Source organism: Streptomyces sp. NRRL S-920, from assembly GCF_000717945.1.
Taxonomy (GTDB): Bacteria; Actinomycetota; Actinomycetes; order Streptomycetales; family Streptomycetaceae; genus Streptomyces; species Streptomyces alboniger.
Genome location: NZ_JODF01000076.1, coordinates 1 through 15,370, shown reverse-complemented (window position 1 = coordinate 15,370; position 15,370 = coordinate 1). Strand labels below are relative to the sequence as shown.

11 protein-coding genes and 1 pseudogene are annotated in these 15,370 nt (G+C 71.5%); 5 read left to right on the top strand and 7 right to left on the bottom strand.

Annotated elements, in window-relative coordinates; genetic code table 11:
- Nucleotides 1-34 precede the first annotated feature (34 nt).
- Entirely contained in the window at nucleotides 35-1,177 is a 1,143-nt protein-coding gene (locus IG54_RS0133080) for a prephenate dehydrogenase (RefSeq protein ID WP_063756295.1), read from the bottom strand.
- A gap of 189 nt (nucleotides 1,178-1,366) precedes the next feature.
- Between IG54_RS0133080 and hppD the strand changes: the two genes are divergently transcribed.
- From hppD to IG54_RS0133065, 3 genes are all read left to right on the top strand, one after another.
- A complete protein-coding gene (gene hppD, locus IG54_RS0133075) occupies nucleotides 1,367-2,479 on the top strand; it encodes a 4-hydroxyphenylpyruvate dioxygenase (protein ID WP_051820278.1) in 1,113 nt (370 codons plus the stop codon).
- Complete coding sequence (locus IG54_RS0133070) at nucleotides 2,460-3,575, top strand: alpha-hydroxy acid oxidase (RefSeq protein WP_234336443.1); 1,116 nt, start codon at nucleotides 2,460-2,462, stop codon at nucleotides 3,573-3,575. Before hppD ends, IG54_RS0133070 begins: the two co-directional genes overlap by 20 nt.
- A 104-nt stretch (nucleotides 3,576-3,679) precedes the next feature.
- Nucleotides 3,680-6,019, top strand: a complete 2,340-nt coding sequence (locus IG54_RS0133065; RefSeq protein WP_030793318.1) for an ATP-binding cassette domain-containing protein — start codon at nucleotides 3,680-3,682, stop codon at nucleotides 6,017-6,019.
- Nucleotides 6,020-6,030: 11 nt separating this feature from the next.
- On the opposite strand, the gene IG54_RS0133060 is transcribed toward IG54_RS0133065, so the two are convergent.
- The 3 genes from IG54_RS0133060 to IG54_RS0133050 are packed head-to-tail and all read right to left on the bottom strand — an operon-like array spanning nucleotide 6,031 to nucleotide 9,443.
- On the bottom strand, nucleotides 6,031-6,777 hold the full coding sequence (locus tag IG54_RS0133060) for a succinate dehydrogenase/fumarate reductase iron-sulfur subunit (protein WP_030793315.1): 747 nt from the start codon (nucleotides 6,775-6,777) through the stop codon (nucleotides 6,031-6,033).
- A complete protein-coding gene (locus IG54_RS0133055; protein ID WP_030793313.1) occupies nucleotides 6,774-8,732 on the bottom strand; it encodes a fumarate reductase/succinate dehydrogenase flavoprotein subunit in 1,959 nt (652 codons plus the stop codon). The genes IG54_RS0133060 and IG54_RS0133055 overlap by 4 nt, the downstream gene beginning before the upstream one ends.
- Before the next feature lie 3 nt (nucleotides 8,733-8,735).
- The gene (locus tag IG54_RS0133050) at nucleotides 8,736-9,443 is read right to left on the bottom strand and encodes a succinate dehydrogenase (protein WP_078594794.1); all 708 of its coding nucleotides are present in this window, start codon (nucleotides 9,441-9,443) and stop codon (nucleotides 8,736-8,738) included.
- A gap of 95 nt (nucleotides 9,444-9,538) precedes the next feature.
- Here IG54_RS0133050 and IG54_RS0133045 point away from each other — a divergent pair, with 95 nt between their 5' ends.
- Nucleotides 9,539-10,420, top strand: coding sequence for a LysR family transcriptional regulator (locus IG54_RS0133045; protein ID WP_030793307.1), 882 nt, complete (start codon nucleotides 9,539-9,541; stop codon nucleotides 10,418-10,420).
- Between the two features lie 176 nt (nucleotides 10,421-10,596).
- On the opposite strand, the gene IG54_RS0133040 is transcribed toward IG54_RS0133045, so the two are convergent.
- The 3 genes from IG54_RS0133040 to IG54_RS0133030 all read right to left on the bottom strand — a co-directional run bounded on the left by IG54_RS0133040 (nucleotide 10,597) and on the right by IG54_RS0133030 (nucleotide 14,861).
- On the bottom strand, nucleotides 10,597-12,741 hold the full coding sequence (locus IG54_RS0133040; protein WP_030793304.1) for a putative bifunctional diguanylate cyclase/phosphodiesterase: 2,145 nt from the start codon (nucleotides 12,739-12,741) through the stop codon (nucleotides 10,597-10,599).
- Nucleotides 12,738-13,550 carry an SAM-dependent methyltransferase gene (locus tag IG54_RS0133035; RefSeq protein ID WP_030793301.1) on the bottom strand — a complete coding sequence of 271 codons (813 nt, stop codon included), beginning with the start codon at nucleotides 13,548-13,550 and terminating at the stop codon, nucleotides 12,738-12,740. Before IG54_RS0133035 ends, IG54_RS0133040 begins: the two co-directional genes overlap by 4 nt.
- Before the next feature lie 285 nt (nucleotides 13,551-13,835).
- On the bottom strand, nucleotides 13,836-14,861 hold the full coding sequence (locus IG54_RS0133030) for an SCO0930 family lipoprotein (protein WP_030793298.1): 1,026 nt from the start codon (nucleotides 14,859-14,861) through the stop codon (nucleotides 13,836-13,838).
- Between the two features lie 243 nt (nucleotides 14,862-15,104).
- Here IG54_RS0133030 and IG54_RS43265 point away from each other — a divergent pair.
- Nucleotides 15,105-15,370: pseudogene (locus IG54_RS43265) on the top strand (hypothetical protein); the annotation flags it as partial.

The following is a 15,370-nucleotide window of genomic DNA, read 5'->3' as shown; positions in this document are numbered from 1 at the left end:
CAGTCAGTGAGAATTCGGCATCCGGCGCTCAGAGTCACACGAATCCCGACGGACCGACAACATCGTCCAACCGCCCGTTTCGCGCACTTGGACGAGCCGGATCCCATACGGCGTCCCAGCCCCCGGCGCCGAGCGCGTCCGCCAGCTTGTCGGCCGTTCGGGCGGGAACCGCGAACCGCACGGTGAATCCGGTGCCCGCGACGGACGTCTCGACCGCGGCGTCCTCCGCCGCGACGCCGAGGTCCGCGACGGCGGCGAGGAGCCGCGCCAGCTCTCCGGGGCGCTCAGCGACGGCCACCCGCATCCCGTAGCTCTCGCCGTCCGGTGGCCCAGGGATCTCCGCGAGGCCCGAGATGCCCCGGTCGAGCAGGTCCACCAGCGCCCGCATGCCGAGGTCGCGGTCCGCGCCGCCGGGCCGGGCGAGCGCGTCCAGCGCGGGGACGAGGCGGGACAGATCGGTGTGCAGGTCCTTGAGAACGCCCGCGACGGCCGGGGCGTTGGCCTGAAGGATGTCGCCCCACAGCCGGGAGTCGCCGCCGGCGATCCGGGTGGCGTCGCGCAGCCCCTGCCCCGCGACGCGGGAGAGACCGGCGGGGCCCTCCCGCAGCCGGGCCGCGACGAGGCTGGCCATCAGATGCGGTACGTGGGAGGTCACGGCCACGGCGGCGTCGTGGTCCCGACTGCGCATCACGATCGGGACGGCGTCGCACAGGGCGACCAGTTCCAAGGCCCGTTCGAAGGCGTCGTCCGAGGCGAGCCGGGACGGCGTGAGCACCCAGTTGCGGTCACGGAACAGTTCGGCACGGGCGGCCAGCGGGCCCGAACGCTCCCGGCCCGCCAGGGGGTGGCCGCCGATGTAGCGGGCGGGTTCGGGGGCACCGCGCAGCACCGCCTGCTCGGGCCCCGCCTTCACGCTCGCCACGTCGGTGTACGTGCGGGCGAGACCGCGTTCCTGCGCCTCGGCGAGGACGGCCCCGACCTGACTGGGCGGGACGGCGATCACCGCCAGGTCGACGGTCTCCCCGGGGTCTCGCGCGAGGCCGGCGCCGAGCGCGGCGGCCGTCCTCGCGGCGGCGGGGTCCCGGTCGGCCAGGAATACCCGCACGCCCCGCCTGCTCACGGCGAGCGCGACGGACGTGCCGATCAGACCGGTGCCGATGACGGTCATGGTGCGCATCACTGAACATCACCCGCTCGAAAGGCCAACGACCATAAAGAGAAAGGTCGCTCACTTTATTCTGGACGGTTAATAACGGCAAAGGGCGTCGCCTCCAAAGGCGGCCGTCCATTTCCTTCGTAGCCAGACGCGATGCCGGGCTCGTAGGGTCCCCGGAAAACTCATTTCTCTCCGGATCTGGAGCCATTCATGAGCGAATTGGCAAACCCCGAGAGCACCGAGAATCCCCTGTCGGACCTGTCGATCGACTACGTCGAGATGTACGTCGAGGACCTGGCGAGGGCGACGTCCTCGTGGGTCGACCGGTACGCCTTCACCGTGGTCGGTGAGAGCACGTCCGCGGACCATCGCGGAGTCGCGCTCCGCCAGGGGCAGATCACTCTCGTCCTCACGCAGGCGACGTCGGACGAGCACCCCGCCTCGGCGTACGTCGCGGGGCACGGCGACGGCGTCGCCGACATCGCCCTGCGCACCGCCGACCCGGAGGCGGCCTTCCACGCGGCCGTCGCGCGCGGCGCCCTGGCGCACCGGTCCCCGGAGCGGCACCCCGGCGACGGCCCGGCGGTCACCGCGGCGGTGCGCGGCTTCGGGGACGTCGTCCACACGCTCGTACAGCGCGCTCCCGGGGCGGGTCCCGGCCTTCCGGTCGGCTATGTTCCCGTGCCGGACGCGAGCCGTGAACCGGCCTCGGACACGGGCCTGTTGGAGCTGGACCACATCGCGGTGTGCCTGCACGCGGGCGACCTCGGGCCGATGGTCGACTACTACTGCGACGCGCTCGGTTTCCGGGACATCTTCCAGGAGCGCATCACGGTCGGCGCCCAGGCGATGGAGTCGACGGCGGTGCAGAGCCGGTCGGGCACGGTGACGCTGACGCTCATCGAGCCGGACACGTCCGCCGCGAGCGGACAGATCGACGAGTTCCTCAAGAGCCACCAGGGCGCGGGCGTCCAGCACTTGGCGTTCTCCGCGGGCGACGCGGTGGAGTCGGTGCGGGGCCTGTCCGAGCGGGGCGTCGGCTTCCTGCGTACGCCGTCGTCGTACTACGACCTGCTCGGCCGGCGCGTCTCGCTGAGCGCGGAGCGGCTCGAGGACCTGCGGGCCACGAACGTACTGGCGGCGGAGGACCACGACGGTCAGCTCTTCCAGATCTTCACGGCCTCGGACCATCCGCGGGGCACGCTGTTCTTCGAGATCATCGAGCGCCAGGGCGCCGAGACCTTCGGCAGCGCGAACATCAAGGCGCTCTACGAAGCTGTGGAGCTGGAGCGGACGAAGCAGCGTGGATTCCACCAGCGCTGACGGGGTGGCGCGGCGCCCGGCCGACGCCCTGTGTCTCGCCGACGTGGAGCATGCCGCCGCCGCGGTGCTCCCCGCCGACGTGCGGGATTTCATCTCCGGGGGCAGCGGCGCCGAGACCACGCTCGACGCCAACCGCGCCGCGTTGGACCGTGTCTTCGTCATCCCGCGTGTCCTGCGGGACGTGTCGCGGTGCACGACGGAGACCACCCTCCTCGGGCGCCCGGCCCGGATGCCGGTGGCGGTCGCGCCGGTCGCCTATCAGCGGCTCGTGCACCCCGAGGGCGAACTGGCCGCCGTCCGGGCGGCGCACGCGGCGGGGGTGCCGTTCACCGCCAGTTCCCTCACCAGCGTCCCGGTCGAGCGGCTCACCGCGACCGGCGCGGCCGTATGGTTCCAGCTCTACTGGCTGCGCGCGAGCGGCCACGCCTTCGATCTGGTCGCCAGGGCCGAGGAGGCCGGTGTGGAGGCGATCGTGCTCACCGTCGACGTGCCGTGGATGGGGCGGCGGCTGCGGGACATGCGCCATCGGTTCGCGCTGCCGGACCATGTGCGGGCCGCCCACCTGGCCGCGGGCCCCTCCGCCGCGCACCGGGCTCCTGCCGGGCCCTCCTCCGCGCTGGCGGCCCACACCGACGCCGCCTTCTCCGCGTCCCTCACCTGGGCATCGGTGGCGGCGCTGCGGGAGCGGACCCGGTTGCCGCTGGTCCTCAAGGGCGTGCTGGCCCCCGAGGACGCGGTACGTGCCGCCGAGTGCGGGGTGGACGCCGTGGTGGTCTCCAACCACGGGGGCCGCCAGCTGGACGGCGCGGTCCCGAGCGTGGACGCGCTGCCGGGGATCGTAGCGGCCCTGGGCGGGCGCTGCGAGGTCCTGCTGGACAGCGGGGTCCGCAGCGGTACGGACATCCTGCGGGCGCTCGCTCTGGGTGCCCGCGGCGTCCTGGTCGGCCGCCCGCCGGTCTGGGGCCTCGCCATGGGCGGGGAGGCGGGGGCGCGGCGCGTCCTGGAACTCCTCGGTGACGAGTTCCGCGACGCGCTGGGCCTTGCGGGCTGCGCGGACGTGTCCACCGCCGGGGAACTGCGCACGCTGCGGTGGTGACCGGGGTCCGGCATCAGGTGCGCCCAGTGCGCCCGCCCGACTCGCGCCAGGGCCCACGGCCTAGAATCGTGGGGTTTGTCCCCGAGCCGCGTACGGAGCCCCCCATGCACAGCCCCCACGACCCGTTCGTACGCGTCCGGGGCGCCCGGGAACACAATCTCCAGGGCGTCGACGTGGACATCCCGCGTGATGTCCTCGCGGTCTTCACCGGCGTATCCGGTTCCGGGAAGTCCTCGCTCGCCTTCGGGACGATCTACGCCGAGGCCCAGCGGCGCTACTTCGAGTCCGTGGCGCCGTACGCCCGGCGCCTCATCCACCAGGTGGGCGCGCCGAAGGTCGGGGAGATCACGGGGCTGCCGCCCGCGGTCTCGCTCCAGCAGCGCCGCTCGGCGCCGACCTCGCGCTCCTCCGTCGGCACGGTCACCACCCTGTCCAACTCACTGCGGATGCTCTTCTCGCGCGCGGGCACCTACCCCGAGGGCGCCGAGCGGCTCGACTCGGACGCCTTCTCGCCGAACACCGCGGCGGGCGCGTGCGCCGAGTGCCACGGCCTGGGCCGGGTCCACCGCACCACCGAGGAGCTGCTGGTCCCCGACCCCTCGCTGTCCATCCGCGAGGGGGCCATCGCCGCGTGGCCCGGCGCCTGGCAGGGCAAGAACCTGCGGGACGTCCTGGACACCCTCGGCTATGACGTGGACCGGCCGTGGCGCGAGCTGGACGCGGCGGACCGCGAGTGGATCCTCTTCACGGACGAGCAGCCGGTGGTGACCGTGCACCCGGTGCGCGAGGCGGGCCGGATCCAACGCCCTTACCAGGGTACGTACACGAGTGCCCGGCGCTATGTCATGAAGACCTTCGCGGACTCCAAGAGCCAGACGCTGCGCGCCAAGGCCGAACGGTTCCTGGCGAGCGCGCCCTGCCCGGCGTGCGGCGGCAGCAGGCTGCGGCCCGAGGCCCTCGCGGTCACGTTCGCGGGCCGCACGATCGCCGAACTCGCCGCGCTCCCCCTCTCCGAGCTGGCCAAGGCCCTTGAGGGCGCGGAGCGTTCGTCCGAGTCGGCGCGTGTCCTGACCGACGACCTGCTGGCCCGCATCGCGACGGTCACCGAACTCGGGCTCGGCTATCTCAGCCCCGACCGCGCCACACCGACCCTGTCGGCGGGCGAACTACAGCGGCTGCGGCTCGCGACGCAGCTGCGCTCGGGCCTCTTCGGTGTGGTGTACGTGCTGGACGAGCCGTCGGCGGGCCTCCACCCGGCGGACACGGAAGCCCTGTTGACGGTCCTCGACCGCCTCAAGGCCGCGGGCAACTCCGTCTTCGTGGTGGAGCACCACCTGGACGTCATGCGCCATGCGGACTGGCTCGTCGACGTCGGCCCGCAGGCGGGCGAGCACGGCGGGCGGGTGCTGCACAGCGGCCCGGTGGCCGGACTCGAAGGGGTGCGGGAGTCCGCGACGGCTCGCTTCCTCTTCGACCGGTCACCGGCACCGGTGCGCGAAGTGCGCGCCGCGCGAGGCTGGTTGAAGGTCGGCCCGGTCACCCGGCACAACCTGCGCGGCGTGCGCGCGGAGCTGCCCCTCGGCGCCTTCACGGCGGTCACGGGCGTCTCGGGCTCGGGCAAGTCCACGCTCGTCGGCGAGATCAGCGAGGAGCTGGCGGGGGTCGGCCGTCTGGTCCGCGTCGACCAGAAGCCGATCGGGCGCACACCGCGCTCCAACCTCGCCACGTACACCGGTCTCTTCGACGTGGTGCGCAAGGTCTTCGCGGGTACGGACGCGGCGAAGGCACGGGGTTACGGCGTCGGCCGGTTCTCCTTCAACGTGGCGGGCGGGCGGTGCGAGACCTGTCAGGGCGAGGGCTTCGTCAGCGTCGAACTGCTCTTCCTGCCGAGCACCTACGCGCCCTGCCCGGCCTGCGCGGGGGCCCGCTACAACCGCGAGACCCTCGACGTGACGTACCACGGGAGGAATATCGCCCAGGTGCTCGACCTCACGGTGGAGGCGGCCGCGGAGTTCTTCGCGCACACCCCGTCCGTCGTACGCAGTCTGCGGACGCTCCTCGATGTCGGGCTCGGCTATCTGCGGCTCGGTCAGCCGGCCACGGAGCTGTCGGGCGGCGAGGCCCAGCGGATCAAGCTGGCGAGCGAGTTGCAGCGGGCCCGGCGCGGCCACACGCTCTACCTCCTCGACGAACCGACGACCGGCCTGCACCCCGCGGACGTCGACGTCCTCACCCACCGCCTGCACGAGCTGGTCGACGCGGGGAACTCGGTGGTCGTCGTCGAACACGACATGGCGGTGGTGGCGGGCGCGGACTGGGTCATCGACCTGGGCCCGGACGGCGGCGAGGGCGGCGGCCGGATCGTGGCGGCGGGCCCGCCGAGGGAGGTGGCACGGGCCGAGGGCAGCCGCACCGCCCCGTATTTGGCCCGCGTGCTCGACTAGCGCCCCCGGAGTTACCGGCTCACCTTCCGGGTGGCCCGCAGCCACTCCTTGTTCATCGCGGCGATGGAAGGCAGCGGAATCCCCTTGGGGCAGGCGGAGGCGCAGGCGCCGGTCAGCGTGCAGCCCCCGAAGCCCTCCTCGTCCATCTGCGCCACCATGTCGAGCACACGGGTCTCGCGCTCGGGAGCGCCCTGCGGCAGCACATTGAGGTGGTTGACCTTGGCCGAGGTGAAGAGCATGGCGGAGCCGTTGGGGCAGGCGGCCACGCACGCCCCGCAGCCGATGCACTCGGCGTGCTCGAAGGCGGAGTCGGCGTCCGGCTTGGGCACGGGCGTGGCGTGCGCGTCGGGCGCGGAGCCCGTCGGGGCGCTGATGTAGCCGCCGGACTGGATGATCCGGTCGAACGCCGAGCGGTCCACGACCAGGTCCTTGACCACCGGGAAGGCCGCGGCGCGCCACGGTTCGATGTCGATGGTGTCGCCGTCCTCGAAGGACCGCATGTGGAGCTGGCAGGTGGTGGTGCGCTCGGGCCCGTGCGCGTCGCCGTTGATGACGAGCGAACAGGCGCCGCAGATGCCCTCGCGGCAGTCGTGGTCGAAGGCCACGGGGTCGTCGCCCTTGACGATGAGTTCTTCGTTGAGGGTGTCGAGCATCTCCAGGAAGGACATGTCGGCTGAGATGCCGTCCACTTCGTATGTGGACATCGCGCCGTCGGTGTCGGCGTTCTTCTGGCGCCAGACGCGCAGGGTGAGCTTCATGCGTAGCTCCGCTGAGTGGGGTGGACGTACTCGAAGACGAGGTCTTCCTTGTGCAGGACGGGGGCGTCGCCGGTGGCGGTGAACTCCCAGGCGGCCGCGTACGAGAACTCCTCGTCCACGCGCGCGGCCTCGCCGTCCGGGGTCTGGGACTCCTCGCGGAAGTGGCCGCCGCAGGACTCGGCGCGGTGCAGGGCGTCGAGGCACATCAGCTCGGCGAGTTCGAGGTAGTCGATGACGCGGTTGGCCTTCTCCAGGGACTGGTTGAACTCCTCGCCGGTACCGGGGACCTTGATGCGGCGCCAGAACTCCTCGCGGATCTGCGGGATGCGCTCCAGGGCCTTGCGCAGTCCCGTCTCCGTGCGGGCCATGCCGCAGAACTCCCACATCACTTCGCCGAGTTCACGGTGGAAGGAGTCGGGGGTGCGGTCGCCGTCGACGGCGAGGAGGAGGTGCAGCCGGTCCTCGGTCTCGGCCACCACCTCCTGCACGACGGGGTGCTGGGCGTCGACGTCGTCGGTGTGCGGGTGGCGCGCGAGGTAGTCGTTGATGGTGGACGGCAGGACGAAGTAGCCGTCGGCGAGGCCCTGCATGAGGGCGCTCGCGCCGAGCCGGTTCGCTCCGTGGTCGGAGAAGTTGGCCTCGCCGACCGCGAAGAGTCCGGGAATCGTGGTCTGGAGGTCGTAGTCGACCCACAGGCCGCCCATCGTGTAGTGCACGGCGGGGTAGATCCGCATCGGCACCTCGTAGGGGTTCTCCGCGGTGATCCGCTCGTACATGTCGAAGAGGTTGCCGTACTTCTCCTCGACCTTCTTCTTGCCCATGCGCCGGATCGCGTCGGCGAAGTCGAGGTAGACGCCCTGCCCGCCGGGACCGACGCCGCGTCCCTCGTCGCATACGTTCTTGGCGGCGCGGGAGGCGATGTCGCGGGGCACGAGGTTGCCGAAGGACGGGTAGATCCGTTCCAGGTAGTAGTCGCGCTCGTCCTCGGGGATCTCGTTCGGCGGCCGCTGGTCGCCGCGCGCTTTCGGCACCCAGATGCGGCCGTCGTTGCGCAGCGACTCGCTCATCAGGGTGAGCTTGGACTGGTGGTCGCCGGTGCGCGGGATGCAGGTGGGGTGGATCTGGGTGAAGCAGGGGTTGGCGAAGTAGGCGCCGCGCCGGTGGGCCCGCCAGACGGCGGTGGCGTTGGAGTTCATGGCGTTGGTCGACAGGTAGAAGACGTTGCCGTAGCCGCCGGTGGCGAGGACGACGGCGTCCGCGAAGTATGTGTCGATCCTGCCGGTGATCAGATCACGGGCGACGATGCCGCGGGCCCGCCCGTCGACGACGATGACGTCGAGCATCTCGGTGCGCGGGTGCATCTCCACGTTCCCGGCGGCGATCTGCCGGCTCAGCGCCTGATAGGCGCCGAGCAGCAGTTGCTGACCGGTCTGGCCGCGCGCGTAGAACGTCCTGGACACCTGGACGCCACCGAAGGAGCGGGTGTCGAGGAGCCCTCCGTACTCACGGGCGAACGGCACGCCCTGCGCGACGCACTGGTCGATGATCTCGACGGAGATCTGCGCGAGGCGGTGCACGTTGGACTCGCGGGCGCGGAAGTCGCCTCCCTTGACGGTGTCGTAGAAGAGGCGGTGGACGGAGTCGCCGTCGTTGCGGTAGTTCTTCGCGGCGTTGATGCCGCCCTGGGCGGCGATCGAGTGGGCGCGGCGCGGCGAGTCCTGGTAGCAGAACTGGACGACGTGGTAGCCCTGTTCGGCGAGGGTGGCCCCGGCGGAGCCGCCCGCCAGGCCGGTGCCGACGACGATCACGGTGTGCTTGCGGCGGTTGGCGGGGTTGACCAGCTTCGCCTGGAAGCGGCGGGTGTCCCAGCGGTCGGCGATCGGGCCGCTCGGGGCCTTGGCGTCGACGAGCGGTTCCCCGGTCGAGTAGGCGGCGTACTCACGGGAGTTGTTCATGGTTCAGCTCACCAGTCCGGTCATGACGGCCACGGGTACGGAGACGAAGCCTGCGGTCAGCACCAGCGCGACTCCGTTGGCCAGGGGCTTCAGGACGCGGTCGCGGGTGGCGGTGCCGACGCCCAGGGTCTGCGCGGCGCTCCACAGTCCGTGCCGGACGTGGAAGCCGAGGGCGACGACGGCGACGATGTAGATGACGTTGCCGTACCAGGTGGAGAAGGTGTCGATGATGTTCTGGTACGGGTGCAGGTGCTGGTAGCCGCCGGGGTGCACGGTGCCGGTCGTCAGGTCGAGGATGTGCCAGACGATGAAGAGCGCGAGGATGATGCCGCCCCAGCGCATGGTGCGGGTGGCGAAGGTCGCCCGCGCCTTCTTGTGGACGTACTTGGCGGGGCGCGCCCTGATGTCGCGGCGGCTCAGCTGGTAGGCGGAGGTGGCGTGCGCGACGACGGCGGCGACGAGGACCACGCGGACCAGCCAGAGCGTCCACTCCTCGTGCATGAAGGGCTCGCCGACCGTGCGCAGCCAGTGGGCGTAGTGGTTGATCTCCTCGGGGCCGAAGAAGATCTTCAGGTTTCCGACCATGTGCGCGACCAGGTAGAGCAGCATGATCAGACCGCTCACCGCCATCACGGTCTTCTTGCCGATGGTGGAGTCCCAGAGCGTGCGGGTCATGGACGGCCGTTTGTCCGTCCGCGTTGCCAGAGCCATGTCAGTGACGCTACGGCCGAAGGTCCCGATCGGTCCAAGAGATGGTCCGGCTCATCTCAATAGGCTGGGCCTATCGACCGACGTATCGTGCGTCTATGCAATTCCAGCAGCTGCACTACTTCGTCGCGGTCGCCGAGACACGGCACTTCACGCGGGCCGCCGAGCGGGTCCACGTCTCCCAGCCCTCGCTCTCGCAGCAGATCAGGGCCCTGGAGAGGGAGCTGGGCGCGGAGCTGTTCAGCCGGGCCCGCGGCAACATCGCGTTGACCGACGCGGGCGAGGCGCTGCTGCCGCTGGCCCGGCGGATCCTCGCGGACGCGGACACCGCCCGGATCGAGGTGCAGGAGCTGGCGCAGCTGCGCCGCGGCCGCATCCGTCTCGGGGCGACGCCGAGCGTGTGCACGGGGCTGCTCCCCGATGTGCTGCGCGCGTTCCACGACCGGCATCCGGGGATCCAGCTGCTCATCGAGGAGGGCGGTTCCCACGATCTCGTACGCGAACTGGCGCGCGGGGCGCTGGACCTCGCCCTGGTGGTGCTGCCGCTGCCGAGTCCCTCGCCCGCGCTGACCACGGTGGAGCTGCTGCGGGAGGACCTGGTCGTGGTGTCGTCCCCGCGGGCGCGGCGGCTGGGGCGGAGCGTACGCATCGCCGATCTCCAGGGTGAGCGCCTTGTGATGTTCCGGCACGGCTACGACCTGCGGGAACTGACCGTCGCGGCCTGCCGGGCCGAGGGGTTCGAGCCGGAGTTCGCGGTGGAGGGCGGCGAGATGGACGCGGTGCTGGGTTTCGTCCGGGCGGGGCTCGGCGTCGCGGTCGTGCCGCGCATGGTGGCCGAGCGTCCGGGCTCCGACCTGCGGATGACCCCGCTGGCCAGGCCGGGCCTGTCCCGCACGATCGCCCTCGCGCACCGCAGCGATGTGGCTCCGCCGCGGGCGGCGCGGGAACTCCAGCGGATGCTTTTGGCCCAGGGCGGGTGAGGGTGCCTCGGATTTCAGGTGCGGGTGCGTCGTTGGCTGGTCGCGCAGTTCCCCGCGCCCCTGACGGGGCGCATCCGCGCCCCGTCAGGGGCGCGGGGAACTGCGCGAGCGACCACGACGCACCCGCCAGGCGAACCACACGCACCCCCCGAGTTGATCTGCTCCCACCCCGGCGGTCAGCCGACCGCGTCGGCCAGCGCCAGTTCGTGGAGGCGATCCGGCGGCCCCGGCCGCGCGTAGTACCAGCCCTGAGCCGTGTCACAGCCCAGCTCCCGCAGCTGGTCCGCCTGCGCGCCCGTCTCGACGCCCTCGACGGTGACCGCGAGGTCCAGGCTGTGCGCGAGCGAGACGATCCCTTCGACGATCTTCAGGTCGACGGGGTCGGCCGGGAAGTGCTGCATGCCCTGGGTGAAGGACCGGTCGAGCTTGAGGACGCTCACCGGCAGCCGGCGCAGATTGGCGAGGTTGGAGTAGCCCGTGCCGAAGTCGTCGAGCGCGATGTCCACGCCCATCTCGGCGAGCCTGCGCAGCGGCTTGAGCAGATCGTCGTCGGCTCCTATCAGCGCGGACTCGGTGACCTCCAGGCAGAGCGCGCCCGGCTCCAGGCCCTCGCGCTCCAGGATGTCGACCGTGTCGGAGACCAGACCCGGATGAGTGAGCTGCATGGGCGAAAGGTTGACGTTGACGCGGAGCGGCCCGGCGGCGGCCCCGTCCAGAGGGCGCGCCTCCCACAGGCGGGCCTGGCGCACGGACTCCTCAAGGACCCAGCGGCCGAGCGGCACGATCAGGCCGGTGTGCTCGGCGAGCGGGATGAACCGGTCGGGGCCGATGATGCCGTGCTGCGGGTGCAGCCACCGCACGAGCGCCTCGGCGCCGCGCACACTGCCGTCGCCGAGATGCACCAGCGGCTGGTACTCGATGAAGAACTCGCCGCGCTCCAGGGCCGCGGGCAGCGCGGTGGTCAGGCCGTGCCGGGTGATGGCGCGGGCGTCGGCCTCGGGGTCGGCCAGTTCGTAGCGGTTGCCGCCCGCGGACTTGGCGCGGTACATCGTGATGTCGGCGCTGCGCAGCACGTCCGCCGCGCCGCGCTCACCGGCCGGGCCCTCCACGATGCCGATGGAGCCGCGGACGGTCAGCTCGCGGCCCTCGACGCGGATCGGGGCGGCCAGGGCGTTCATGATGCGCCCCGCCAGTTCGTCCACCTCGGTCTCGGTGTCGGTGCCCGTGGTGAGTGCCACGAATTCGTCGCCGCCGAGCCGGGCCACCATCTCGCCGGGCGCGGTCGCACACGACTGGAGCCGGTCGGCGACCTCGACGAGCAGCCGGTCGCCCGCCGCGTGTCCCAGGCTGTCGTTGACGGTCTTGAATCCGTCGAGGTCGAGGTAGCACAGGCCGAACCGCGCGCCCCCGCCCGCGGAGAGGGCCTTCTCCAGGCGCTCGAAGAACAGCGTGCGGTTGGGCAGCCCGGTGAGCGCGTCGTGCGTGGCCTCGTAGCGAAGGCGCAGGTTGAGCAGCCGGCGCTCGGTGGTGTCCTCCATCAGCGCCAGCTGGTACTGCGGAAGGCCGTCCGCGTCGCGCAGCAGCGAGACGGTGAGGTTGGTCCACAGGACCGTGCCGTCGGGGCGGTAGAAGGCCTTCTCCACCCGATAGTGCTCCCGCTCGCCGCGCACCAGCTCCTCGTACAGCTTCCATACGTGGGGAGAGTCGTCGGGGTGCGTCCACTCCGCCGCGTTGCGCCCGCGCAGGTGGTTCTCCAGGCCGCCGAACATGCGGATCAGCGCGTCGTTGACCTCGAGGATCGTGCCGTCGAGGTCGGCGATGCCGATGCCGATCGCGGCGCCGTGGAAGACGGCACGAAAGCGCGCCTCGCTCGCGTGCAGGGCCTCGGCGACCGCGCTGCGCGCGCTCAGGGCGGCGCGGGAGATGGCCTCCTGCTCGACGAGGGTGCGCTCGCGCAGCGCCTGGGCGAAGCCGGCCGCGACCGCGTGCTGGATGCGGGAGCTGCGGGCCCGCAGCTCCTCCTGGGGGCCGTCGCCGCCGCAGTACAGGACCAGGTAGGCGTCGACGCAGTCGAGGGTGCGGCTGAGCGCCTCGGGATCGGTGCAGTGCGTGTCGATGAGGGCGGCGCCGACGGCCTGGCCCTGTTTCGCGTCGAAGACCCGCTCCCGGAGCGCGTCGCGCAACCTCCGGGCGAGCGGTACCAGTTGCTGCTCGAACTCGGGGCGGGTCAGTGAGGTGGCCGTCACGGGGAAGATCGCACGGCTCCAGATGGTGGCGAACCTGCGGAGTCTCCCCTCCGGTCCGTCCGGCTCGGCGCTCAACGCTTCAGTCCCACGCCCGCGAACCCCGAGAAGGAGTAGGGGTCCTCCTCCTCGGGCGCCGTGTCGGGCCGCCAGTGCGGCATCGGCACCAGGCCGGGTTCCACCATGTCGTACCCCTCGAAGAACCGCGCGATCTCGTCGCGCGAGCGCATGATCAGTGGATTGCGGATGTCTTTGTATACACCGACCGTCCCACCGGCCTGCTCGGGGGGAACCGGAATCCCTTCGTACGAGGCATGCGTGAGGACGATCAGGCTGCCGGGCGCGAGAGCGTCCCTCAACTCGGCGACGGCCGCGCAAGGATCGTACGCGTCCTCGACGAAGTGCAGGACGGCGACGAGCAGCAGCGCCACCGGGCGGTCCAGGTCGAGGAGCGAGCCCACCTGCGAACTGCCGAGAATGTCCCGGGGCTTGCGCAGATCCGCGGCGAGGACCGCGGTCCGCTCGTCGCCCTCCAGGACGGCCTCGCTGTGCGCCACGGCCACCGGGTCGTGGTCGACGTAGACGACCCGCGCCTCCGCGCTGGCCCGCTGCGCCACCTCGTGGACGTTGCCGAAGGTGGGGATACCGGAACCGATGTCGAGGAACTGGGTGACGCCCTGCCCGACGGCGTATCGCACCGCCCGCCGCATGAAGGCACGGTTCGCCTGCATGATCTTCGGCAGGCCCGGCATGAACTCCATCGCCTTGCGGCCGGCCTCCCGGTCCACCTCGAAATTGTGCGAGCCGCCCAGGTAGTAGTCGTAGATGCGGGACACGCTGGGCATCGTGAGGTCGATGCCGAGCGGGGCCCAGGCGGGACGCTCCATCAAGACTCCAAGGCATAGGGGGGCGACGCGGGCGATCCGATGTTCGAGGGTGAGGCTACTGATCGTCTGCCAAGGGAGCGAGTCAAACCGGAAATTGGCCGTCCGTTCTCGGTCACTGCCTTTGGCAAGTGCCGTATGCCACACGTCGGACCGGCCCGCTCCCTCCTTGTGATAAGGGGGGATACGGGCCGGTCGGCCGTGCTCCGTGGGGGGGGGCTTACGGGTCCTTGGGGATCCTTGGAGAGCCGTGGGGGAGGTTGGGGGGCCTCGGCGCTGCGCGGGAGGTTACTTCTTCGGCGCTCCGATCGCCTTGCCGTCCGGGCTCACGGCGTACCAAGTGCCGCCCACACCTTGGCCGTTGGTGTCGCCCGCCTTCTTGTCGCCCGCGAAGGTGTACAGCGGCCAGCAGTCGATCGTCTGCTGCTTGCCGCCGTCCGGGCGGTCGTAGGTCATGTAGCCCTTCATCTTGATGCCCACGGCGTCGGACTTGTCGACGGGGGCGACGGCGGGCCACTTCTCGGCGCAGGCGCCCACGCAGTTGGACTTGATCGGCCAGGCGGAGTCCTTGGTGAAGCGGTAGACGGTCATGCCGTTCTTGTCGACGACGATCTCGCCGAGCTTCGGGTCCTTGCGGGTGGACAGGCCCGCGGTGTCGGCCGGGGCGGTCTCCTCGGGGGCCGCCTCTTCGGGGGCCTCCTCGTCGGGGGCCTTGTCGGCGGGCGCGGCCGAGGCCTTCTTGCCGTCGGGGGCGGCCGCGTACCAAGTTCCGCCCACGCCCTGCCCCTTGGCGTCGCCGGGCTTGGCGTCCTTCGCGAACCGGTACATCGGCCAGCCGTCGATGGTGAGCTGCTTGGTGCCGTCCGTGGTGGTGACCTCGCCGAGCAGGGAAGCGTCGACGCCGGGCGCCGCCTTGGCCCCGTCGGCGGCCACGGCCGGCCAGGCCTTCAGACAGGCGGCGTCGCAGTTGGACTTGGGCGGCTGGGCGGTGTCCTTGTCGAAGCGGTAGAGCGTGAAGCCCTCGCTGTCGGTGACGACTTTCCCGAGCTTCTTGCTGTCCCATACGGCGAGCTGTCCGGCCGCCTTCGCCTTGGCACCCCCGCCCTCCGCGGCACCGTCGTCCGCCCCGTAGCCGTCGCCCCCGCCGTATCCGTCGGCCTTCGCGGGCGCCTCGTTGCCCACGTTCTGGCCATTCGGCGACTGCTCGCCCTTCTCCTGGCCGCACGCCGTCGTCAACGCCAGCAGAGCCGCAGCCGTCGCTACGAGCGAGGCGCTCCGCCTGGCCCGAGGGGCTCGCCCACTTGGATGCCGCATCTGTAACTCCCGCTGTCCGCTTGGATGTTGTGGCGCCGTTTTGCGTCACACCTGGCCCTAGGTACGGGCGGGGGCGACCATCGCGTTCAACGGATCCGCAGATTTCTTTCCGCGGCGTCCGCGGCGGGAGGGCCCGGGGTCGCGGCGCGCGCCGTCAAACCCGCGCCGCGACCACCTCATCCCTTCGGGGCATTCGGGCGTGTTCCCGCATGCGCGGGGCGGCCTGCGCCCATGATCTCCGTCGTGTATGGAACTTCGCGGGCCCTGCCGCCCCTCGCCACACGCGTGTTGGCATTTCTGGCGATGGCGCTGTTCCTTGGCGCCCTCACCGGCGCCGGAAGGGCCGTGGCCGACAGCTGCGCGTACGCGTCGATCGGCCCGGGCGGTGGTTCTTCGGGCGGCGGCCATACGGCCGTGGCGGGTGACGGCGCCAACTGCTGGGCCGGTCCCACGCACCGGCCGAAGCCTCCCCCACCACCCCCGCCGCCCGCTCCCCCGCCGTCGTCGAC

What these genes read in the sequence shown, in the direction of transcription:
- IG54_RS0133035 (WP_030793301.1), bottom strand. Translation starts at nt 13,550, where the DNA reads ATGGAGCGTCCCGCCTGGGCCCCGCTCGGCATCGACCTCACGATGCCC.
- IG54_RS0133060 (WP_030793315.1), bottom strand. Translation starts at nt 6,777, where the DNA reads ATGAAGCTCACCCTGCGCGTCTGGCGCCAGAAGAACGCCGACACCGAC.
- IG54_RS0133055 (WP_030793313.1), bottom strand. Translation starts at nt 8,732, where the DNA reads ATGAACAACTCCCGTGAGTACGCCGCCTACTCGACCGGGGAACCGCTC.
- IG54_RS0133080 (WP_063756295.1), bottom strand. Translation starts at nt 1,177, where the DNA reads ATGCGCACCATGACCGTCATCGGCACCGGTCTGATCGGCACGTCCGTC.
- hppD (WP_051820278.1), top strand. Translation starts at nt 1,367, where the DNA reads ATGAGCGAATTGGCAAACCCCGAGAGCACCGAGAATCCCCTGTCGGAC.
- IG54_RS0133030 (WP_030793298.1), bottom strand. Translation starts at nt 14,861, where the DNA reads ATGCGGCATCCAAGTGGGCGAGCCCCTCGGGCCAGGCGGAGCGCCTCG.
- IG54_RS0133065 (WP_030793318.1), top strand. Translation starts at nt 3,680, where the DNA reads ATGCACAGCCCCCACGACCCGTTCGTACGCGTCCGGGGCGCCCGGGAA.
- IG54_RS0133050 (WP_078594794.1), bottom strand. Translation starts at nt 9,443, where the DNA reads ATGGCTCTGGCAACGCGGACGGACAAACGGCCGTCCATGACCCGCACG.
- IG54_RS0133045 (WP_030793307.1), top strand. Translation starts at nt 9,539, where the DNA reads ATGCAATTCCAGCAGCTGCACTACTTCGTCGCGGTCGCCGAGACACGG.